22 protein-coding genes are annotated in these 21,113 nt (G+C 67.0%); 12 read left to right on the top strand and 10 right to left on the bottom strand.

Features of this window, described 5'->3' with window-relative positions:
* Window positions 1–108 precede the first annotated feature (108 nt).
* Complete coding sequence (locus ACIBK2_RS10035) at window positions 109–1,761, top strand: alkaline phosphatase D family protein (RefSeq protein WP_396965563.1); 1,653 nt, start codon at window positions 109–111, stop codon at window positions 1,759–1,761.
* An 18-nt stretch (window positions 1,762–1,779) separates the two neighbouring features.
* On the opposite strand, the gene ACIBK2_RS10030 is transcribed toward ACIBK2_RS10035, so the two are convergent.
* A complete protein-coding gene (locus tag ACIBK2_RS10030) occupies window positions 1,780–2,460 on the bottom strand; it encodes a RadC family protein (RefSeq protein ID WP_396965561.1) in 681 nt (226 codons plus the stop codon).
* 163 nt (window positions 2,461–2,623) lie between these two features.
* On the opposite strand from ACIBK2_RS10030, the gene ACIBK2_RS10025 reads away from it, so the two are divergent.
* Window positions 2,624–4,144, top strand: coding sequence for an alpha/beta hydrolase (locus ACIBK2_RS10025; protein ID WP_396965559.1), 1,521 nt, complete (start codon window positions 2,624–2,626; stop codon window positions 4,142–4,144).
* A 9-nt stretch (window positions 4,145–4,153) separates the two neighbouring features.
* On the opposite strand, the gene ACIBK2_RS10020 is transcribed toward ACIBK2_RS10025, so the two are convergent.
* Window positions 4,154–4,357: a type II toxin-antitoxin system VapB family antitoxin gene (locus tag ACIBK2_RS10020; protein WP_379286531.1), complete on the bottom strand. Its 204-nt coding sequence runs from the start codon at window positions 4,355–4,357 to the stop codon at window positions 4,154–4,156.
* Window positions 4,358–4,579: 222 nt separating this feature from the next.
* Between ACIBK2_RS10020 and ACIBK2_RS10015 the strand changes: the two genes are divergently transcribed.
* Window positions 4,580–5,479: a phenylalanine 4-monooxygenase gene (locus tag ACIBK2_RS10015; RefSeq protein WP_396965557.1), complete on the top strand. Its 900-nt coding sequence runs from the start codon at window positions 4,580–4,582 to the stop codon at window positions 5,477–5,479.
* Window positions 5,480–5,503: 24 nt separating this feature from the next.
* Here ACIBK2_RS10015 and ACIBK2_RS10010 read toward each other — a convergent pair whose 3' ends face one another.
* Window positions 5,504–6,115 (bottom strand): TetR family transcriptional regulator, encoded by a 612-nt coding sequence (locus ACIBK2_RS10010; protein WP_396965555.1) that lies wholly within the window; start codon window positions 6,113–6,115, stop codon window positions 5,504–5,506.
* The gene (locus tag ACIBK2_RS10005; RefSeq protein WP_396965553.1) at window positions 6,105–7,646 is read right to left on the bottom strand and encodes an MFS transporter; all 1,542 of its coding nucleotides are present in this window, start codon (window positions 7,644–7,646) and stop codon (window positions 6,105–6,107) included. The genes ACIBK2_RS10010 and ACIBK2_RS10005 overlap by 11 nt, the downstream gene beginning before the upstream one ends.
* Window positions 7,647–7,768: 122 nt before the next feature.
* Here ACIBK2_RS10005 and ACIBK2_RS10000 point away from each other — a divergent pair, with 122 nt between their 5' ends.
* The 5 genes from ACIBK2_RS10000 to ACIBK2_RS09980 all read left to right on the top strand — a co-directional run bounded on the left by ACIBK2_RS10000 (window position 7,769) and on the right by ACIBK2_RS09980 (window position 12,592).
* On the top strand, window positions 7,769–9,055 hold the full coding sequence (locus ACIBK2_RS10000) for a D-alanyl-D-alanine carboxypeptidase family protein (RefSeq protein ID WP_396965551.1): 1,287 nt from the start codon (window positions 7,769–7,771) through the stop codon (window positions 9,053–9,055).
* Between the two features lie 120 nt (window positions 9,056–9,175).
* Window positions 9,176–9,502 (top strand): hypothetical protein, encoded by a 327-nt coding sequence (locus tag ACIBK2_RS09995; protein ID WP_396965549.1) that lies wholly within the window; start codon window positions 9,176–9,178, stop codon window positions 9,500–9,502.
* On the top strand, window positions 9,499–10,776 hold the full coding sequence (locus tag ACIBK2_RS09990) for a hypothetical protein (protein WP_396965547.1): 1,278 nt from the start codon (window positions 9,499–9,501) through the stop codon (window positions 10,774–10,776). The genes ACIBK2_RS09995 and ACIBK2_RS09990 overlap by 4 nt, the downstream gene beginning before the upstream one ends.
* Before the next feature lie 39 nt (window positions 10,777–10,815).
* Complete coding sequence (locus tag ACIBK2_RS09985) at window positions 10,816–11,448, top strand: hypothetical protein (RefSeq protein WP_396965545.1); 633 nt, start codon at window positions 10,816–10,818, stop codon at window positions 11,446–11,448.
* Window positions 11,449–11,518: 70 nt separating this feature from the next.
* Window positions 11,519–12,592: an RDD family protein gene (locus tag ACIBK2_RS09980; protein ID WP_396965543.1), complete on the top strand. Its 1,074-nt coding sequence runs from the start codon at window positions 11,519–11,521 to the stop codon at window positions 12,590–12,592.
* A 131-nt stretch (window positions 12,593–12,723) separates the two neighbouring features.
* Here the strand turns inward: ACIBK2_RS09980 and yhjD are convergent, their stop codons facing one another.
* From yhjD to ACIBK2_RS09965, 3 genes are read right to left on the bottom strand one after another with little or no spacing between them, the layout of a single operon-like run.
* Complete coding sequence (yhjD, locus tag ACIBK2_RS09975; protein WP_396965541.1) at window positions 12,724–13,752, bottom strand: inner membrane protein YhjD; 1,029 nt, start codon at window positions 13,750–13,752, stop codon at window positions 12,724–12,726.
* 40 nt (window positions 13,753–13,792) lie between these two features.
* Entirely contained in the window at window positions 13,793–14,824 is a 1,032-nt protein-coding gene (gene trpS / locus ACIBK2_RS09970; protein ID WP_396965539.1) for a tryptophan--tRNA ligase, read from the bottom strand.
* 48 nt (window positions 14,825–14,872) lie between these two features.
* Complete coding sequence (locus tag ACIBK2_RS09965) at window positions 14,873–15,865, bottom strand: oxygenase MpaB family protein (protein ID WP_396965537.1); 993 nt, start codon at window positions 15,863–15,865, stop codon at window positions 14,873–14,875.
* Window positions 15,866–15,927: 62 nt separating this feature from the next.
* Between ACIBK2_RS09965 and ACIBK2_RS09960 the strand changes: the two genes are divergently transcribed.
* A complete protein-coding gene (locus ACIBK2_RS09960; protein ID WP_396965535.1) occupies window positions 15,928–16,563 on the top strand; it encodes a TetR/AcrR family transcriptional regulator in 636 nt (211 codons plus the stop codon).
* Between the two features lie 11 nt (window positions 16,564–16,574).
* Here the strand turns inward: ACIBK2_RS09960 and ACIBK2_RS09955 are convergent, their stop codons facing one another.
* The 3 genes from ACIBK2_RS09955 to ACIBK2_RS09945 are packed head-to-tail and all read right to left on the bottom strand — an operon-like array spanning window position 16,575 to window position 18,315.
* Window positions 16,575–17,060, bottom strand: a complete 486-nt coding sequence (locus ACIBK2_RS09955) for a barstar family protein (protein WP_396965533.1) — start codon at window positions 17,058–17,060, stop codon at window positions 16,575–16,577.
* Entirely contained in the window at window positions 17,060–17,539 is a 480-nt protein-coding gene (locus ACIBK2_RS09950) for a ribonuclease domain-containing protein (protein WP_396965531.1), read from the bottom strand. The genes ACIBK2_RS09955 and ACIBK2_RS09950 overlap by 1 nt, the downstream gene beginning before the upstream one ends.
* A complete protein-coding gene (locus ACIBK2_RS09945; RefSeq protein WP_396965529.1) occupies window positions 17,536–18,315 on the bottom strand; it encodes an exodeoxyribonuclease III in 780 nt (259 codons plus the stop codon). Before ACIBK2_RS09945 ends, ACIBK2_RS09950 begins: the two co-directional genes overlap by 4 nt.
* 62 nt (window positions 18,316–18,377) lie before the next feature.
* Between ACIBK2_RS09945 and ACIBK2_RS09940 the strand changes: the two genes are divergently transcribed.
* The 3 genes from ACIBK2_RS09940 (at window position 18,378) to ACIBK2_RS09930 (ending at window position 21,110) form a co-directional block, all read left to right on the top strand.
* On the top strand, window positions 18,378–19,292 hold the full coding sequence (locus ACIBK2_RS09940; RefSeq protein ID WP_396965527.1) for an alpha/beta fold hydrolase: 915 nt from the start codon (window positions 18,378–18,380) through the stop codon (window positions 19,290–19,292).
* Between the two features lie 88 nt (window positions 19,293–19,380).
* Window positions 19,381–20,091: a hypothetical protein gene (locus tag ACIBK2_RS09935; RefSeq protein WP_396965525.1), complete on the top strand. Its 711-nt coding sequence runs from the start codon at window positions 19,381–19,383 to the stop codon at window positions 20,089–20,091.
* 179 nt (window positions 20,092–20,270) lie between these two features.
* Window positions 20,271–21,110: an SDR family NAD(P)-dependent oxidoreductase gene (locus tag ACIBK2_RS09930; RefSeq protein WP_396965523.1), complete on the top strand. Its 840-nt coding sequence runs from the start codon at window positions 20,271–20,273 to the stop codon at window positions 21,108–21,110.
* Window positions 21,111–21,113 lie beyond the last annotated feature (3 nt).

Below are 21,113 nucleotides of genomic sequence, written 5' to 3'. Positions count from 1 at the left end.
ATGATGATGTCGCAAACGCTCATCGTCTGCCCGTATCGAAAGGCGCACGCGCACTCGCGAACAACCGGGTTCCGGATCGTCGGACCACTTGTCGATATACCCTGACGTATGGGTCTGTCGCGTCGGCAACTGCTGAGATTCGGGGGTGCCGGATCGGCTGCGGTGCTGGTCGGGGCTGCCGCGGCGAGCAGCGGGCAGTTCCGGGTGCCGCGCTGGTCCGACGATCCGTTCAGCTTGGGGGTCGCGTCGGGGGATCCGACCGCCGACGGCGTGGTGCTGTGGACGCGGCTGGCACCGGATCCGTTCGCCCCGGACGGGCTCGGCGGCATGCCGATGCACCCGGTGACCGTGGAATACGAAGTCGCGCATGATGAGAACTTCCAGCAGGTGGTGACGCGCGGTGCCGCGGTCGCCACGCGCGAACTCGCGCACAGCGTGCACCCGGAGGTCACCGGACTGGCGCCGGATCGCTGGTATTTCTATCGATTCCGGGCGGGCTCGGCGCTGTCGCCGGTCGGCCGGACCCGCACGGCACCGCCGCCGGGGCAGCCGACCGCACGGATGCGGTTCGCGTTCGCCTCCTGCCAATCGTGGAGTTCCGGCTACTACACCGCCTACCAGCACATGAGCGCCGAGGACCTGGATCTGGTTGTGCACCTTGGTGATTACATCTACGAGCGGGGCTGGACGCGTGGCCGCGAGGGGATGGTGGTCGAGCCGCAGTTTCGCGCCGAGGCCGTCGATCTGGCCGGCTACCGGCTGCGCTACGCGCAGGCCAAGGCCGAGCAACCGCTGCGCGCCGCGCATGCCGCCTTCCCCTGGCTGGTCACCATGGACGATCACGAGGTCGACAACAACTGGGCGGGCGACTCCCCCGGGCTCGGACTCGATATCTACCGCATTCCCGCGCTCTTTCGCCGCCGCAAGGCCGCCGCCTTCCAGGCGATGTACGAGCACCAGCCGCTGCGCATCGCGCAGTTGCCGTCCGGGCCGAGCATGCACCTGCACCGTCGCTACGGTTTCGGCGACCTGGCCGAGATTACGATGCTCGACACCAGGCAGTACCGCGACAAGCAGGCCTGCGGCGACGGCAGCACCGTCGTCGACTGCACCGACCGGCTCGACCCCGATCGCACGATATTGGGTGCGCGACAACGTGATTGGCTGATCGACGGATTCACCGATTCCCCGGCCCGCTGGCAGATCCTCGGCAACCAGGTATCGATGGGCCAGTCCGACCAGGACGCCGGTCCGACCCTCGCCGTCGGCACCGACTCCTGGGACGGCTACGTCGCCGACCGCAACGCCGTGCTCGGCGCGGCCGCCGACCGCAACGTGCCCAACCTCGTCGTGATCACCGGCGACCGCCACCAGAATCACGCCGCCGATCTGCGCCGTGACTTCGCCGACCCCGAATCACCAGTCGTAGCATCGGAATTCATCGGCACCTCGATCTCGAGCAATGGCGACGGCGCGGACCTGACCGACTCGGGCCGCACTCTCCTGGCCGCCAACCCCGACCTCAAATTCTTCAACGCCCAACGCGGCTACGTCCGCGTCGAACTCGACCACACCCTGTGGCGCAACGACTTCCGCGTGGTCCCCTACATCCGCCGCCCCGGCGCCCCCATCCACACCCGTGCCAGTTTCGTGGTGCAGGACCGGGTCCCCGGCGTCACCCAGGCCTGGCAACCGGCGGCGCCGGCCCAGCCCACCGAGCCGGGCGCCACCGCAGGCCCGGCGGACAACGCCCCGAGATAACCGCGGCCGCGGCACCGGTCAGTGGCGGCTGGTGCTGGCCGGTGCGCTGCACCAGGCTTCGCCCGCGATCACCACGTGGTCGAGGAAGCGCAGGCCGACGGTGCGCGCGGCCTCGGCGAGCACGGTGCTGGCGCGGCGGTCGTCCAGGCTCGGTGTCGGGTCGCCGGAGGGGTGGTTGTGCACGACGGCGAAGGCTCGGCCGTCGTGGCGCAGCACGGTATTCAGGATTTCGCGGACCGGGACCGCGACCTGGTCGACCGCGCCCTCGGCGACGAATACCTTGCGCCGCAATTGGTTCTGGGCATCGCACACCAGGACGAGCAGCCGCTCGACCCTGGCGCCGGTGAACAGCGGGCGGGCCGCGGCGGCGACATCCGACGCGTCGGCGAGGCGCACGGCCGTGCCCGCGTCGCCGCGGGCCCGGGAGCCGAGGTGGAACGCCGCGATCAGGGCCGCCGCCTTCGCCACCCCGACTCCGGCACGGCGCGACAACTCCTCGGGACGGGCCGCCGCCAACCCGGCCAGCCCGCCGTGTTCGACGAGCAGTTCCACCGCGAGATCCAGCGCGCTGGCGCCGGGCCTGCCGTGTCGTAACAGCAAGGCCAGCAATTCGACATCGCTGAGCGCCTGCGGACCGAGTGCGAGCAGTCGCTCGCGCGGCCGTTGCTCGACGGGTACATCGATAAGAGAGACCGGCATCGTTCCACCCCTTGGTCACGGCGACAGTGTCCTGGAGTGTGCCAGGCCCTACCGACATGTTGCCCGCGGCCGCGGGGCCGCCCGAGTTGTCCGATCCCTGCCGATTGCGGATCGGTGCGGTTCGGGCACACTGGGTGCGTCGACCGAGTACAGGGGCAGCTGAATGTTCAAACCGCGCAAGGCAACCGCGGCACCGAAGCTCCGCACGCTGCTGCCCGTGGTCATCGCCGCGGTCGCGCTGCTGGTGACGGCGTGCGCCAGGAACACCGACCCCGTCGCGCCGCCGGCCCCGACCCTCGATCGGTACTACCAGCAAACGCCGGCCTGGGGTTCGTGCGACGGCTACCAGGGCGGCGCGGAGCTCGGCGCGGCCGGGATCGAGTGCGCGCGGGTGCTGGTGCCGATCGACTACGGCAAACCCGACGGCGACACCGCCCGGATCGCCATCTCCCGCCTGCGCGCCACCGGAACCCGCGTCGCGTCGCTGCTGACGAACCCCGGCGGGCCGGGCGCGCCCGGACTGAACTTGCCGCTGGCACTGGCGAAGTCACCGGTGGCCGAACGGCTCGACCTGATCGGGATGGACGTGCGCGGGCTCGGCGCCTCGACCCCGCACGTCACCTGCCGCTCGGCCGCCGAATACGAGACCGGTCAGCGCGTGCTCGGCCGGACCAACCCACTCGCGGAGATCGACCAGGTCGAGCAGGAGAACGAGGACTACGCCAACTCGTGTGCGCGGCGCACCGGGCTGACGCTGCTCCAGCACGTCGGCACCGTCGACGTCGCCCGCGACATGGACGTGGTCCGGGCCGCGCTCGGCGAACAGAAGCTGACCTACTTCGGCGGGTCCTACGGCACCCGCCTCGGCTCGACCTATGCCGAGCTGTTTCCGGATCGGGTGCGCGCGATGGTCCTCGACGCCCCCGTCGACCCCACCACGAACATCGGCGACGAGGTGATCACCGCCGCGGGTTTCCAGCAGGCGTTCGACGCCTACGCCGCCGACTGCGCCAAGGCGCCGGACTGCCCGCTCGGCACCGATCCGAAGAAGGCGAACGAGAACTACCGCGCGCTGGTCGATCCGCTGATCCAGCACCCGATCCGGGGGCTCAACTACGGCGGCGTCACCACCGCGACGATCGCCTCGCTCTACCATCCCTCGTCCTGGCCCGACCTGACCAAAGGGTTGACCGAGCTCGCCAAGGGCCGCGGCGACGCATTGCTCGGCGACGCGACCACCTACGAGGACGCCTCCTCCGATGACGTGCACCGTGCGGTGCTCTGCCTGGAGGAGGTCCGGGTGACCGACCGGGCCGTGGCGGCCGACATCGTCCGCCGATCGCGTACCGCCGCTCCGGCTTTCGACGACGGTATCGGAAACGCCGACACCGCGGCACCGTTGGATGCCTGCGCGTTCTGGCCGGTCCCGCCGACCGCCCAGCCGCACGTGCCGAAGGTAGCCGGCCTGCCGAAGGTCGTGGTCGTCGCGGTGACCGGGGATCCGGCGACGCCGTACCCCGGTGGTGTCACCCTCGCCAAAACCCTTGGCGCCGCGTTGATCACCTACGAGGGCACCCAGCACGGTGCCGCGTTCGAGGGCATCGCCTGCGTCGACCGGCCGGTACTGAAGTATCTGATCGACCTGACACCACCGGCCGAGGGCCTGCGGTGCGCGAAACCGTGAGCCGCCGCGCTACCCGTCGACGACCACGACCTCGGGCCTCGGCAGCGCGAACAAGGCGTTGGCGGCGAGCTTTTCGAGATGTCGCAATTGACGCTCGTGCACGACGATCCGGCGCAGTGCCTCATTGATCGTGGCGTTGCTCGTCGAGGTGCCCATCACGGCGGCCGCGGCGGCGAGCAACTTCTGGTCGAGATCGATCCGCACGGATTTCATGCGTCCTCCTTCGTACATTCGCCATTTTGCGCCATATCGCTCGAAGATGTCTGGCGAATCGCGTCGGGGCCGCGGCGCCGGTCGGCGGGCACTGGTCAGCTCGTCGCCGGAATCCGTCGTCCGATGCCGGTAATTGCGCAGTAAGGTGCGAACAGCTAGGCAGTTTGCCAAGCTGCACAGGCTTTTGTTGTCCGCAAGCTCGGGCGGTGCTTGCATCGACGTATGTTCACCGAAGCGCAGCTGTACTCACCGGTGACCCGGTCCGGCGACGGCGATGTGACCGTCCACCTGAGCGACGAGCACCCTGGCGTGCACGACGCGGACTACCGGGCTCGTCGCAATGCCATCGCCGCGCTTGCGCTCGATTACGCACCGGGCAAGCCTGTTCCGCAGATCGACTACACCGACGAGGAGCAGCAGGTCTGGCGGATCGCCTCGGCCGAACTCGCCCGCAAACACCAGACCTATGCCTGCGCCGAGGTGCTGGACGCCGCGGCCCGGCTCGCACTACCCCAGGACCACATCCCCCAGCTGAACGAGGTCTCGGCGTCGCTGGTGCCGCTCAGCGGGTTCCGCTACGCCCCGGCCGCCGGGCTGGTGCCGCTGCGCCAGTTCTTCGGCTCGTTCGCCGATCGGACCTTCCACTCCACCCAGTACATTCGGCACCATTCGGCGCCGCTGTACACCCCGGAGCCCGATGCCATCCACGAGATCATCGGCCACGCCAACCAGATCGCCAGCCCGCGCTTCGCCGCCATCTACGAGGCGGTCGGCGCGGCGGTCGCGCGCCTGGAGACCGAGCCCGCCCTGAAGTTCCTCGCGAATGTCTTCTGGTTCTCGATGGAGTTCGGCGTGGTCCGGCAGGACGACGAAGTCCGCTGTTACGGTGCGGGATTGCTGTCCTCCTACGGTGAGATCGAGGAGTTCCGGACCGCCGACCTGCGCCCGCTCGATGTCGCGGTGATGGGCACCGCGGTCTACGACATCACCCACTACCAGCCGATCCTGTACTGCGCCGAGTCGGTCGCCGAGATCGAGGACGTGATCGGCGGGTTCTTCGCAACGATGGACGACGAGACCCCGGACCGGTTGCGTCAGTCGAGTGCGGCTGGGGCGCAGTAGCTTTCCCGTTGGCGAGCAGGAAGTTCAGTCCTGCTCCCGGCTGAGCGGCAGCCCGGCTTCCAGCAGATCCAGCATCCGGCCGATGTTCTCGGGATTGATCGGGGTAATCCGCGCGACGGCCAGACCCGCGCCCGTCAACGCGCCTGCGAGTACGCGTATGTCGAAATCGTCGGTGGTGCCGCCGACGCGTTCGGCCATCACGGTGGCGACCATCTCGATGTTGCGTTCCATTTCCAGGCCGATGGCCGAGCGCAGCTCGGGCACGTGATAGACCAGCGCCTGTCGTTCTTGTTCGAACGCGTAGGCCTCGGCGGACAGCCCCTCGAAGACGTCTGTCATCGCGTTACGGAGAGCGGTCAGTGGCGCGACGCCGGGCGGTTGCGCGCGGATGGCCTCGATCAGCACCGGATCGAGGTCGTCGGCGAGCACCAGCTGTTCCTTGGTCGGGAAGTAGCGAAAGAAGGTGCTCGGCGACACGTCGGCCGCGGCCGCGATCTGCTCGACCGTGGTATCGCTGTATCCCTGCTCGCGGAACAGCCGGAACGCTTCTTCGCGAATCGTCCGGCGGGTCCGCTCCTTCTTCCGCTCACGCAGGCCGCGCACGGCAGGCTCTTCCCCGGACAATTCAACCGACATAAGTCGATTCTGACTGATCGGCGGGCCGGACGGCGCCACCGGCGACTTCCGGCCGCACCGCGGCAGGTTGCTTCGATCGAATGAAGGCGGCGGCCAGCACCGCAGACAGCGCACACATGATCGCGCAGACCCACAGCATCGCGGCCATGCCACCGACGAACGCGCTCTGCACCTGGTGCAGCACCGCCGGGTCGCCGAGCTTGCGCGCCGCCGCGACGCCCGCGTTCACTCCGTCCGAGATCGGATCGCGGTTCAACGAGCCGAGATCCGCGCGGTACTGGGTGGACAGCACCGTGCCGAGCACCGCGACGCCGATGGTGCCGCCCGCTTGGCGCAGCGCCTGGATCAACGCGGATCCGGAACCGGAACGTTCCGCGGTGAGCTCGCCCATCGCCAGTCCCATGGCCGTCGGCATGGCCAGGCCCATACCCGCGCCGAGCAGGGTCGTCCACAGTGCGGTGAAGCCGTAGCCGCTGTCCACGCTGGTCATCGCGCCCAGCCCGAGCGCGACGGCCAGCAGGGCGAAGCCGACGGTGAGTACCACCCTGGTCCCGAGCTTCGGCAACGCCTTGGCGACGAGCCTGCTGCCGACGATCAGCCCGCCGATCAGCGGCAGCAATCGCAGCCCGCTACCGAGCGTGTCCACCCCGAGTACCGCCTGAAAGTACTGCGGCACGGTGAAGAACATACCGAACATCGCGAAGTTGATGACGATGGAAAGCGCGGTGCCCCAGCGGAATCCCGCCGTCTCGAACAACCCGAGATCGATCAGCGGATGCGCCGTCCTGCGCTGCCAGAGCACGAAGGTACCGAGCAACAGCGCACCGGCCAGCACGGTGGCCCAGGCGGGCACATTGCCCCAGCCGAGGTCGCCGATCCGGATGAATCCATAGGTGAGACCGAGCATTCCGACGGCCGAGAGCAGCACACCCGGTACATCGATACGGCGTTGGTTCGCGCTGCGTGATTCCGGAACCAGCGCGAAGACGGCGAGCGCACCGATGATCACCATCGGCACATTGATCAGGAACACCGAACCCCACCAGAAGTTCCGCAGCAGCCAACCACCGACGATCGGCCCCAACGGCATACCGAGCGCCGACGCGGTCACCCAGATGGTGAGCGCGCGCTGCCGCTCGGCGGGCTCCGGGAACAGTGCGGGCAACACCGACATGGACAGCGGCATCATGACCGCGGCCGCGACGCCGAGCGCCACCCGCCCGGCAATGAGCTGATCAGCGGTGCCCGCGAACGCGCAGGCGAGTGACGCGGCGCCGAACACGAGCAACGCGGCGAGCAGGAACTTTTTCCGGCCGTATCGATCGCCGAGCGCGCCCGCAGGCAGCATCAGCGCAGCGAGCGCGAGCGTGTACGCACCGCTGAACCATTGCAGCGCAGCGGTATTCGCGTTCAGGTCGACGGCGAGCGTCGGCAGCGCCACGGTGAGCACCGTGACGTCGAGCCCGATGGTCAGCATCGCGAACGCCAGCGCGCCGAGCGCCAGCCAGCGACGAGTCGCATCTGTTTTCATGACCCCTCCGAAAATGATAGAAGCTACTTTTTGATAGTAACTCTCATTTAGTAGCTCCTGTCAATACCCCGCTCCGGCGTGCATTCGGCCGACCCGCCGCGGAATCGCTAGGCTCGCGAACGATGAAGATCCGGGACTCGCGCCGCCGCGCCACACTCCGCCTCGGTTCCGCGCTGGCCGCCCTGGCGGTGATCGCGGGTTCGGCCGCCGTTCCGGCGTTCGCCGCGCCGCCGCCGAGCACGCCGACGACACCGTTCACCACCCCGAATACCGACGGCTGCCCGCAGAAGACGCGCCCGCCCGCGCCGATCGACGAGTCCGAGGTCCCGGCGCCAGGGGACCCGACGCCGACGGCACTGCCCATCCCGACGCCGCCGGTCGGCGGCAGCCAGCTCGGTCAGTGCGGCGCCGTGCTGCCCAAGGTGGGACCGCCGGTGCCAGCGGATATTTCGGCCACCGCCTGGCAGCTGTCGGACTTGGACACCGGCGAGGTGCTCGCCGCCAAGGACCCGCACGGCCGCTATCGACCGGCCAGCACCATCAAGGTGCTGCTCGCCACCATCGCGCTGCGCACACTGGATTTGAACAAGGTGGTCGTCGGCACCGACGACGACGCGAACGCCGACGGCACCCGGGTCGGCATCGGCCCCGGCGGTCACTACACCAACCGCCAGCTCATGCAGGGCCTGATCATGTGCTCCGGCAACGACGCCGCGCACGCCATCGCCACCCAGCTCGGCGGCGAGGCGGCTACCGTCGCGAAGATGAACGAGCTCGCGAAGTCGTTGGGCGCCTTGGACACTCGCACCGCCAGCCCGTCCGGCCTGGACGGACCCGGCATGAGCACCTCGGCCTACGACCTGTCGGTGCTGTTCCGCGAGGCCATGACCATCCCGCTGTTCGCCGAGCTCATCCACACCCAGCAGGTGGACTTCCCCGGTTATCCCGCGAACCCGAAAATCGAAGGCGACAAAGACCATCCGGGCTTCCCCATCGGCAACGACAACCATCTGCTCTACGACTACGACGGCGCCATCGGCGGCAAGACCGGCTTCACCGACGACGCCAGGCAGACCTTCGTCGCCGCCGCCGAACGCGACGGCCGCCGGCTCGCCATCACCCTCCTGAAAGCCGACGTCCGGCCGCTGCGCCCCGCCGACCAGGCCGCCCGCCTGCTCGACTACGGCTTCGCCCTCCCCCGCGGCACCTCCGTCGGCAGGCTCCCCGACCCCGACCGCAAACAGTCGAAACCCGGTGCCGCCCTTGCCTCCCCACCCCCCAAAGACCAGGGCTCCCGCCCCCTGGCCGACGAAGGACACGGCGACAACCACACCGTCTGGATAGTCGGCGGCGTAATCCTCATCCTCGCCCTGCTCCTCGGTGCACGCCGCTTGAACCGTCGGAGGTAGGCCCTCGGCCGTGCAATCTTCACGGCGATGGAACCGTTTCGTGCGACGCTGCGTCTATGGCTTGTGTAGGCGATTTCCGTCGACCGGGTGCGGTCGCTATGTGCGAAGGGGTGCGTTGACGTGGCTGGAATTCTTGGCGTGGACATCGAGGTGTTGGGCAAGACGGTCCAGTCGCTACGAGGTGCCGAGCAGGTGCTCAATGATGCGATGAAGGCGATGACCAAGGACGGTCACGGCGATATCGGCACGAAGGCGCTCAATGACGCGGCCGAGAGTTTCCAACGACGGTGGCACTTCGGGATCGAGCGGATCGGCGAATCGGCGAAGGTCACGGCGGAGGGCGTGAGCAAGTGTCATGACGCCTACCGGGACGTCGACACCGCCATCGCCAAAGCGCTCGACCAGGTCACGGGTGTCATCGACGGAAAGACGCAGGCCAGGGCATGAGCGAAAACCCTTATCCCAACCTGGGTTTCAACCCGGTACCCGGCGCCCCCACCGACGTCGCCGGCCTGCGCGGGCAGATCAACACGTCGGCGGACGCGGTCCGGGAAACCAACGACCTGCTGACCCGCCTGCGCAACAGCAACGACAACGTCTGGAAAGGCGACGCGGGCGACGCCTTCCGCGCCAACTTCGACGCCACCCTCGCCCAAGACCTCGGCTACGCGCAGAAATCCCTCGAACGCGCGGTCAGCGTGCTCGACCAATGGCACACCGATCTCGTCGGCTACCAGGACACCGCCAAGGGACTCGAAGCCGAGGCCACTGACGCCAAAGGCCAGCACACCCAAGCCGTCGCATCCCTGCAATCCGCCAAGGCCAACCCGGATCTCGGCCTGGCGAACACGATGTTCACCGATCAGAGTGAACTACAAGCCGCGCAATCCCGCCTCGACGCGGCCACCGCCCAGGTCCGATCCGCAAGCACCGCGGTCGACAACTGGCAGGAAAAGATCGACTCCATCCTCCAGCGCGCCCGCGACCTGGAAACCCAGCACGACAGCACCGCCCGCCGAGCCGCCACCGAGCTGGACGCCGCCGCAAAGGATTTCGCCCCGAGCCCGCCGGACAAGAGTATTTGGGACCGGATTGCCGACGCGGTGAAAGGTGTCGGCAAGTGGATCGATGAGCACCGCGAGGGCGTCCATCAGGCGCTGTCGATCATCGCTGCGGTCGGCGGCCTGGTCGCACTCGTGACGCCACCCCCGTTCGACATCATCGGCTTCGCGGTCGCCGCCAGCGCCACTGCGGGACTACTGGCGCTGGACTTGTCGGATCCGGAGATACGCGACGGCTTGAAGAACGGAGAGTTGGATGCGTGGAAGACGGTCGGGCTCGACTCGCTCGGGCTTGCCCCGGTCGGTGGTGCCGGCGTTGGCGTCGGGAAGGTTGGCTGGGGCTTGCTCCGAGGCAGCGAGGCGCTTGCCGATGGTAAGCACGCCGCCCAGGCGCTGGGCGGGCTAGAGCGTATCGGGGGCACGGTATACAACGCGGTGACCCACGAACCGGGGATAGTCGCCAAGGCAGTCGGGTGGGTTCCAGGCGTGCCCAAGGTTGTCGACGCGCTGAGCCTCGACAGTGCTGCTCGCAAAGTGTTCCAGGTCACCGGTGTAGCCGGAAAGCATGCGGAAGTCGTGACGGCCGCCGAAGCCATCGACCTGTTCTCCCGTTCCGGCAAGGTTGTCCATTCCATCCTGAACCCCGTGCTGTCGCGGTAGCGGGTGGTTGACTTGTCCCCGTCCAAAGCATCTGCCTCCTTGTCGATCACGATGGATATACCCGACGGATACGTAGCACTTCCGCTGGAGGACATCGATGGCTCGATATCACGCACCGAATCGATGTTCGCCGAGATCGGCCCCGGCACCGTGAGCTCAGCAGCACCTGCCGTGCTGCAGGCGTTGAAAGTGCTGCTTACTCGAGTCGCTCAACTGAACGCCGTCTATTGCGGTCTCGGTCGGCATTCAGCTGCTGACGGACAGTCGATATCATCCAATCTGGTTGTCTCGCTGAACGAATACGGCGAACGAAGGAATCCTCGCTTGACACTGGCGGATGTACTGGCGGCAAGAAGTAGCGGCGGTGAAACCTTCAAAAATGTTGAGTTCATCGAGGTGTCAGGTCATCCTATTCTGATGTTCGATCGGACAAGGACGCTCCCGGTCCCAGATCTTGCTGATCGAACATCCGCCGATCCCGACGAGAAGGTGTACCAGCTGGAGGCCATTATTCCTTCATCGGACGGCGCTGCCATTGTCGCCATCGAATTCTCTACTTCATTCGTCGAGTATGGCGAGGAATTTGTTCCGATGATCGCGGCGATGGCAGCCTCGGTGGTTTTTGCGGCGCCGGTGACTCAGCCCAGTACATCCTCCTCGCTGGATCTGTGAGCCGATGATCATGCCGAACGACGTAATAGCCCCACCACCCGCCAAGTCCTGCCCGGCGACCAGAGCTGCGATGCGGAAGGGCAGCACCGTGCGCTGGCTCCTCTTCCTGATCGGCCTCGGCTGCTTGCCACTGACAGTGTTCTTGATCGATATCCAACCCCGAGTCACCTCGAAGAACCTCGAGAAACTGGTCTCGCTAGGGATAAATCTGTCGGCGGCCACGATGACGGTTGGACTGATCCTCGGTGGAGTACTGCTGTGGATCAACCGAAGAAGACGGAAAGCACTGAAGCGATATCCATGGTCGTCCTGGCCCGTGAATTACATCGGCACCGGCCGCTACGAATGGGTGCAACTGCTCGATCAGAATCGTCAGCCGGTGTCGACGCTCATACTGAGCACATGGCCCAAGGACATCGGAAAGCTGGTGAACCACAATACCTCCGAGATCTGGTTCGCCGGAGACCCGATGAGATACGGTGTCATCTCGAGGCCAGGCGGTGGCGACCTTCGTTACGCCTACCGGTCTAGTTCCAGAACACCCCCACAACTCACCTTCAGAACGAATGATCCGAGTGATCAGCCAGATCGGAGCACACCGCCACCACCCGAGTATCAGCTGACACGGGAGCGCGGACAGATCTCGATGAAGCCTGTCGGCGATTCGCACGAACAGTCGAAACGGCATGGCGGAAAAGACGATAACCGTTACCCCTCGCCACGCATGCTGCGGCGTGTACTCGCCCTCATCATCGATTGGATGATCCACGTGGGATGCGGTGTGGGTGCGGCGATTGCCGTGAGTCCCGAGTTTTCTCCGGAGGCTGCCGCGCGGCACGACTGGCAACATCTCGGTGTCAATCCGGTTGTTGCGGTGGGCTTCTTCCTCGCCGCCTCCGCAATCGACCGGATCATCATCCAGTCGATATTCCACACGACAATTGGCAAGGCCCTGTTCGGCCTGGTCGTCATCCGCCCGCAGGACGGTAAGTACCCATCGTTCGGCCGCCTGTTGGCGGTGTGGTTGTTCGACGTATACCTTCCGCTCGCCATCTTGGGCAATGGCGCTGGTCCGGACCGGATCGGCGACTATTTCCTACCCGCGGTGCGGCGGCGAGATGTGCTGCGCGGCAGTGCGACGTGAACTGCGCGCAGGTTCCCGCGGCGGAGCCGATGCCATCGCATCGGGGGTCGCGAGATCGAGCAGTCGGCCGAGAATGGCTTCGGCAGACGCCGGTGCCGGTGCCGGTGCCGGTGCCGGAGGAAGCCCGGGAATCACCGGCCGCGTGGGCGGCGCAGACTCGAAAGGGCGAGAGCGGCAAGGGCTCCCGCACCGAAGAAGGTGGCTCCCGCGCCGAGGGAGAGTTCGCGGGCTGAGACGCGGGGGGCGATGATCGCGGCGGGGGGTGCGGGGATGTCCGCTTCGGGCTCGTTGTCGGAGGCGGTGGCGGCCCAGGCGGTGGCGAACAGGATGATTCGGTAGGTGACGTAGCTGAAGACCATCAGGCCGATGATCGAACCGAAGGCGGCGCCCGCCGGGCTGCTCAGCACCTTTTGCAGGTAGATCGAGGCGACGAACTTGAAGACCTCGAAGACCAGCGCGGCCAGCGCGGCAGCTTTGGCGGCGCTGGCCAGGGTGACCGGTTCGCGGGGCAGGCGGGCGATGATCCAGGCGAACACCGCCCAGGAGGCGAGGAAGCCGAGCAGGATCGACACCAGGGCCAGCAGCAGGCGGGCACCGGGCAGGTGCGAGAGGCCGAGACCGATCAGCAGCCTGGCCCCGAGGGTGCTGGACGCGAGCGCGGAAAGTCCCAGGGAGACAACGAAAGCCAGGCCGAGGCCGAGCAGCGCGCCGAGATCGGACAGCTTGGCCAGGAACCAGTTCTGGTCCTCGCTCTTCTGCTCCCACTGCTCGGTCAACGCCGCCCGCAGGTTGGCCATCCAGCCGAGGCCGGTGTAGAGCCCGGCCAGCAGACCGAGGATGCCGACGGTGCCGCGCGACTCGACGGCCTGATCGATGAGATCGTTCAGCTGGGTGCCGAGCGAACCGGGGACATTGTCGACGATCTTGGTCTGTAGTTCGCTGAGCAACTCCGGATGACTCGACAGCACGAAACCCGCGATCGCGAAGGCGACCATCAGCAGCGGAAACAGTGACAGCACCGTGAAATACGTAATGCCCGCCGCGTAGTAGTCGCCGCGCTGCCGCTGATACCGCCCGCCCGCGCGCACCAGATGGTCCAGCCATGGCAGCGCCTGGATCCGTCGTTCGATCCCGGCCTTGACGTTGTCGATCACCTGCACCAGTTCGCCCCTTCAGGAGAGATCTCGCAGGTGCCGGCCGTCAGCGGGCCAGCAGGCCCACTCGGTCGTATACCTGTGCGAGGGTGTTGCCGGCGATCTCTCGCGCGCGCTCGGCACCGGCGGCGAGGATACGGTCGAGTTCGCCCTGATCCGACAAATACTCTTGCACCTTCGCCTGCAATGGCGTGACAAATTCGACCAGCGCGTCGGCGACGTCGGATTTCAGGTCGCCGTAGCCCTTGCCCGCGTAATCCTTTTCGAGCGTGACGATCGGCGTGCCGGACAGCGAGCTCAGGATCACCAGCAGGTTGCTGACGCCGGGCTTGTGCTCGACGTCGTAGCGGATCTCTCGCTCGGTGTCGGTCACGGCGGAGCGGACCCGCTTGGCGGTGATCTTCGGATCGTCGAGCAGGTTGATCAGGCCCGCGTCGCTGGACGCCGACTTGCTCATCTTCGAGGTCGGGTCCTGCAGGTCGTAGATCTTGGCGGTGCCCTTCTCGATGTGTGCCTCGGGCACGACGAAGGTCTTCTTGAAGCGGGTGTTGAAGCGCTGCGCCAGGTTTCGGGTCAGCTCGAGGTGCTGGCGCTGGTCCTCGCCGACCGGCACCTGATGCGGGCGGTAGAGCAGGATGTCCGACGCCATCAGCACCGGATAGGTGAACAGCCCGACCGAGGCGTTGTCCGAGCCCTGCTTGACCGACTTGTCCTTGAACTGGGTCATCCGGCTGGCCTCGCCGAAGCCGGTGATGCAGCTGAGCACCCAGGCCAGCTCGGCGTGCTCGGGCACCTGGCTCTGCACGAACAGCGTCGACTTCTTCGGGTCGATGCCGAGGGCGAGCAGCTGCGCGGCGGCGGCCTTGGTCTGGGCCCGCAGTGCCTTCGGATCCTGCGGCACGGTGATCGCGTGCAGGTTCGGGATGAAGTACAGCGCGTCGTAGTCGTCCTGCATGGTCACCCAGTACTGCAGCGCCCCAAGGTAGTTGCCGAGGTGGAACGAGGTACCGGTGGGCTGGATCCCGGAAAGGACCCGCTGCTTGCGTTCAGCGGCCGGGGTTTCTGCAGGAACGGACATGCCCCTGATCTTTCCATGGGCCGCCCACCCGCCGCCCGGCCACCACCCTCAACTGGTCGCCGCGCGCGGCTCCTCGACGGAATTGCGCTCCGCCCAGTTCCGCGGGTCCACCCCGGGCATACTCGGGCGCCCTTTGGTGACCAACCGATGCTCGCGCCGCGAGACGAGCTGGTAGACCGGCGCGCTCGGCCCGAGCAGCGTGCCGCGCAGCACCGGCGGCAGCAGCGGCGGCGCGAGGTGCGCGGTGCGCACGGCCTGGGCGAGCGCCCGGTAGGCGACCTGGTCGGCGATGCGCCAGCGCAGGCCGTACAGCTGCCGGATCCGCGGCGGCAGGCTGCCCTGCACCAGCAGGAAGAACGCGGAGGTGACCTGCTGCAACGGCATCCGCTGCGGATACGGCACGCGCTGTCCGGCCAGGTAGGAGCCGACCAGCCGCGCCTCGTCGGTGAGGAACAGCTCGTCGGAGGCGAGGTAGGCGTCGAAGGACGCGCGGAACTCCGGGTAGCTGCCCGGCGCCGCGTCGGCGGGCATGCCGAACAGCTCGGCCCAGCGCACATAGTCCTGATACAGGCCCTCGCGCTCGCCGTCGGTCATGGTGCGGACCAGCAGGTCGTACATCACCTCGGCGGAGTCGAAGGTGAACGCCATCGTCATGTACATCAGGTGCGGGTCGAGCGCGGAATAGCCGGTGCCAGCTGGATGATGCGGCCCGGCGTCTTCCGGCAATCCGCCGCGCACCTTGACGTGCTTCTTCGTGGTGAATTCGAGTGCGCGATCGGCCTCGGCCTTGCTGCCGAGGAACACGGCCTCGAACAGGTGGCCGGTGAGCGCGAGCCGGGTGTACGGCGTCAGCCGATGCTCGGTGTTCTCCGCGGTGCCGACGTAGAGCAGCGGGTGGACCGCGCCGATGACCAGGGCGCGCTGCCCGTAGGTCAGGCCGACCGCGCGTTTGCTCATGACCCGTCTGGCCATGGAGTGGTCGCTGAAGTAGCCGGGCTCGGACATTGCTGCCTCCTCGTCGAGAGCATCTGGCAACAGCATCCGCCAGATTCTCAACTCTGGCAATACCGTCTACCAGAAACGTCTCGTGCCAGAATCAAGTTGTGACGGCGCAGCGGACGTATGGCGGGATCTCCGCGGACGAGCGGCGGGCGCAGCGGCGCGCGGCGTTGCTGGCGGCCGCGTTGGAGATCATCGGCGAACAGGGGCTGGCGAAGCTGACCGTCTCCGGACTGTGCGCGCAGGCCGGGCTCAACGAGCGGTACTACTACGAGAGCTTCGACAGCCGCGATGCCGTGCTGACCGCGCTCGTCGACACCATCGCCGAGGAACTCGCGCTCGCGATCGTCGCGGCGGTCGGCACCGCGCCGAAGGACTCGCGGGCAACGGCGCGGGCCGCGATCGCGGCGGGCATCCACCTGCTCACCGACGACCCGCGCAAGGCCAAGGTCACCCTGGTCGCCGGCATGGCGACGCCGGAGTTGCGGGCCCGCACCACGGAAACGGTGCGGGTGTTCGCGCGAATGGTCGCGGCCGAGGGCATCGACTTCTACGGGATCGATGACCCGGATTCCGATCCGGCGATCGACTTCCGGGCCAACTATCTGGTCGGCGGCCTGGTACAGACGCTCACCGCCTGGTTACAGGGCGAGCTGCCGCTCACCCGCGACGAGCTGATCGAGCACACCACCGATGTGTTCGTCCTGCTCGGTGAGGATTTGGCGCGCCGATTGGCGTGACGCCACCGGTGTCAGAGTTCGACCGAAACGTCGTGCAACCCGGTCGATTCGCCTTGCAGGACAACGCGGAACGGGACGCCCTTGCGCGACCAGTACTCGGCGCAGTCGCGCATCGCCTCGGCGAACCACGCCCGCTGGGCCGGCTCCTCGGCCAGCAGGTCCGCCGAATCACGGATCACGACAACGTATCCCGCGCCTTCGCCGACGAAATCGTCCAGATCGCGCAGGCATTCGTCGAACGCGTCTTTGTTCTGCCCGAAGTAGTACGGAAACTGCAGGGCCGCAGCGACTTCGTCGAACACCCGCGCGACCGTCCGCATCTTCGTGCCGCGCAGTTCGCGTACCAGGTAACCGGACGGCGCGCGGTAGCGCACGCTGCTCAGCTCCGCGGCATCGACAGCGGCGGCGCCGAGCGCTGGCGTACTGACCTGCTGGGTCGGCGAATCGGCCGCGACAGGGCGAGCTAGGAACTGCGACAACGGAATTGCCTTGGTCATCAGCGCATCCTCGTGAAGGTCTCGTAGTGGTCCCCGGTGTACCAGGCCGATCCGTCGCTGCCGGTGACGATGCGTTCGGCGTCCCTGGATCGGCCGCGCTGCTTGGGGTTCACGTCCCACTCCTGGTAGGTGATCGGTTTGCCCGCCGGGTCTTTGGCGGCCAGCGTGCCCCCGCGATTCATCCAGCGGTCGCCGCCCTTGGTGCCGGGGGCGTTCGCCGAACCGGGCCAGCGGCCCGCGTCGATTTCGGCCAGGGTGTCGTAGGCGTGGGCGGGTACGCCCGGTGCTCGGCTGGCCGGCGGGGCTGACGGCGGCTTCGGTGCGCCGGTCGCGGATGCGCTGCTCGGGGCGCGGGTGGTGGTGGCCGTGACGGTGTCGTTGCCGCCGCCGCGCAAGCCGAGAACCGCGACGACGACCACCGCGACCGCCACCGCACCGAGCACGGCGAACGTGCGAATTGCCTTCGGCGACAGGCTCATCGGTACTGCACCGTGACCGGTGCATGGTCGGACCAGCGCTGGTCGTAAGCGGCGGCGCGTTCCACCACGGCCTGCTTGGCGCGCGCCGCGAGCTCGCCGCGAGCGAGCTGGTAGTCGATGCGCCAGCCGGTGTCGTTGTCGAAAGCGCGGCCGCGGTAGGACCACCAGCTGTACGGGCCGTCGACCGCCGGATGCAGCTGCCGCACCACGTCGACGTAGCCCGCGGCGAGCAGCTCATCGATCCAGGCGCGCTCCTCGGGCAGGAAGCCTGCCGACTTCCGGTTGCCCTTCCAGTTCTTCAGGTCGAGTTCGGTGTGCGCGATATTCCAGTCGCCGCTGACCACGAAATCGCCGGTGCGGGCGGTGAGGTAGGCGCCGAGTTCGGCCATGTACCGGTACTTCTCGTCCTGACGCACGGTGCCTGCCTCACCGGAGTGCACGTACACGCTAGCGACCGTGACCTCGGCGAAGTCGGCCTCGATATAGCGGCCGGACGCACCGAACTCGCTGCTGTCGAAGCCGATTCGGACCGCGTCCGGTTCGCGCCTGGACAGGATCGCGACGCCCGCCCTGCCCTTGGACTCCGGCTCGGCCTGCGCCAGCCACCAGCCGTCGGCTAGTGCGGGTGCCAGCGCCGCCCTGGTCTGCTCGTCGGTGGCCCGCGTCTCTTGGACGCAGACGATGTCGGCTTCCGTCGCGGCGAGCCAGGCGAGCATGCCTTTGCCCGCGGCCGCGCGGACGCCGTTTACGTTCACAGTCGAAATGATGTAGGCCACCGCACGACCGTACAATGCTGGTCAGATGAATTCCTTCGGACACCGCCGTCCAGGAAAGGGTGATGACGATGCCGTCTGACACCACCAAGTCCACCGCCGCCGCGAAACGCGCCACCAGCGCCACGCGGGTGCCGGTCAAGAGCAAGCCGGAACTCCCCAAGGCCGTCAAGGCATTGCATATGGGCTCCGGTGATCCGCTGCTCCTGTTGCACGGCTTCATGATGTCGCCGCACTGCTGGGAGCAGACCGCCGCGCGGCTGTCGAGCCAGTGCGAGGTGTACGCGCCCGCCTTCGCGGGGCACTGGGGTGGCGAGCTGGTGGACGGCTGGTCGGTCAACGTGCACATGCTGGCCGATCGCATCGAGGATCAGCTCGACGAACTCGGTTGGCGCACCTGCCACATCGCGGGCAACTCGCTCGGCGGCTGGGTCGGTGTCGAACTCGCCCGGCGCGGCCGGGCCCGCACGCTCACCCTCGTCGCCCCCGCGGGCGGCTGGCACGCGCCGTCGCTCACCCAGTTGCGGATCACCCTGAAGTTCCTGTCGCTGCTGCCGATCGTCGAAATCGGTAAGCGGCTGGGCGGTTTCGCGGTCAACAACCCGATCGCGCAGCGCTTCACCCTGCTGGCACTCAGCAAGAACGCGTCCGCGGTCTCTCGCCGCGACACGGCCGCCGCGATCATGGCCGCGCTGCACTGCCCGTCCATGCTGCCGTTCATCGTCAGCAGCATCCGCGGTCCCGAGCAGGAAGACCTGTCCACGTTGGCGACGCCGGTGCGGCTGCTGCTCGCCGAATACGACCGGGTCATCCCCAACCGCGTCTACGCGCGCCGGTACCTGAAGGAACTCCCGGAGTCCGCCGACCGCATCGTGGTTCACGGGGTCGGGCACGTTCCGATGCTCGAGGCGCCGGACCGGATCGCAACCCTCATCGCCGAGCACGTGTACGCGAGTCGCAATCGTCTTCGTGCGGTGTGAGACAAGGGATTTCCACAGGTCAGGAAGTTATCCACAGATCGAGGAAAGGTCTCGATCTCGTTCGCGCCCCGGCCTACTGTTTCGAGGCATGGGGAGCACACAAACCGACCGCGCAGTGCATCAACTCCGCGGCGACGTCGATGGCCTGTACGACCTGAACAGCAGGATGAACCGTGAGGCCAAGGAAACCGACAGCGTGGTTCGCGATATCGACCTAAGACTCCGGCGGCTGTCACGAACGTCGGGTCGGCAGTTCGGCGTGCACCTCGCCTTCCAACGTCAACACGGGCAGCGCCTGGATCGGGTGGAGTCAACGCTCGGCGAATTGGCTACTCAGGTGAACCACCTGGCCGAGTTGCCGGCCCGAGTGGACAACCTCGCAGAGCAAATGAGCTGCCTGACACCACAAGTGGGCGAGCTCGCCGAACAAATGAGCCGCCTGACACCGCGAGTGGACGAGCTCACAGAACAGATGAGGTATCTGGCACCACTACCAGCACGAGTGAACGAGCTCGTGGGCCGAGTGGATTACCTGACCGAGCAAGTAGACCGGCTCGCGCCGCTGCCCGGACACGTAGACGGGCTCGTACGACGAGTAAACGACCTGACCGGGCAGGTGGACGACCTGACCGGAGATGTGAACCAGCTGACCGGACGCGTCGATAACCTGACCGGGCGCATCAATAACCTGACGGGCCGAGTGGATTACCTGACGGAGCAGGTGGATCAGGTGGCGGCGGCGGTTCGGCAGAACTCGCAGACGTTGGATGTTGTGGTCGAGCTGCTGCGGAAGCAGTAGCCTGCGCCGCTCGAAGATGCGGGCTAGCCGGCATTCGGGGCGCGAGACACTTTCTGTTCCCGCTTCATTTTAGCCTGCGCGACACCCGCAATACATCGGTCTGCGGGGCGATGTATTGCGGGACATCGGGCTCTTACTCTGTGGACCGGTCTTGGTCGCAGGCACAGGGTGGAGGGCGAATGGATGATCTGACGGGCAAAGTCGCTGTTGTCACGGGGGCGGCCAGTGGGATCGGGCGAGGTATGGCCGAGGCATTTCTGGATGCGGGGATGCGGGTTGTGTTGAGTGATGTGGAAGTGGCCGCGCTGCATTCGACTACGGCCGAATTGCGCACGGCGGGAGCGGATGTCCATGCCGTGGTGGCGGATGTTTCCGCGCCGGACGATGTGACGGCGCTGGCCGAGGCGACGCTGGAAAAGTATGGAGCCGTGCATGTTCTGTGCAATAACGCGGGGGTCTATTCGGGCAGTAGGCCGTCCTGGGACAGCACGCTCGATGACTGGGAGTGGATTCTCGGGGTCAATCTGATGGGTGTGGTGCACGGGCACAGCATCTTTCTGCCGATCATGATCGAACAGGGCGAGGACGCGCATATCGTCAATACGGCGTCGCTTGCCGCGGTGGTCGGCGGATCGTCGCTGTACGGCGCGACGAAGTCGGCGGTGCTCGCGTTGTCGGAGACCGTTTATCTCGAGCTCGTCGACGGCGGTTTCAAGCCTCGGGTATCCGTGCTGATCCCCGGGGTAGTCGATACGAACATCTTTGATTCCGAACGCAATCGGCCGAAGCGGTTTGCCGAGGTCGGCCCGCGTCCGGTCGGCTGGAATGTCGAAACCGCCCGGCAGGCCTTCGCGCTCGGCACAAGTCCGCGCGTTATCGGCGAGCAGGTGGTGCAGGCAATACACGAGGAGCGTTTCTATGTGCTGACGCACCCGGAATGGAATGGACACATAGCACACCGGATGCGGCAGATCATCAACGGCGACAACCCCACTCGGTTACCACCACCTGGGCTTTGAGCA

Origin of the sequence: Nocardia sp. NPDC050175 (assembly GCF_044459885.1) — a bacterium.
Classification (GTDB): domain Bacteria; phylum Actinomycetota; class Actinomycetes; order Mycobacteriales; family Mycobacteriaceae; genus Nocardia.
The sequence above is the reverse complement of the archived record's forward strand: the minus strand, read 5'-3'. Positions and strand labels throughout refer to the sequence as shown.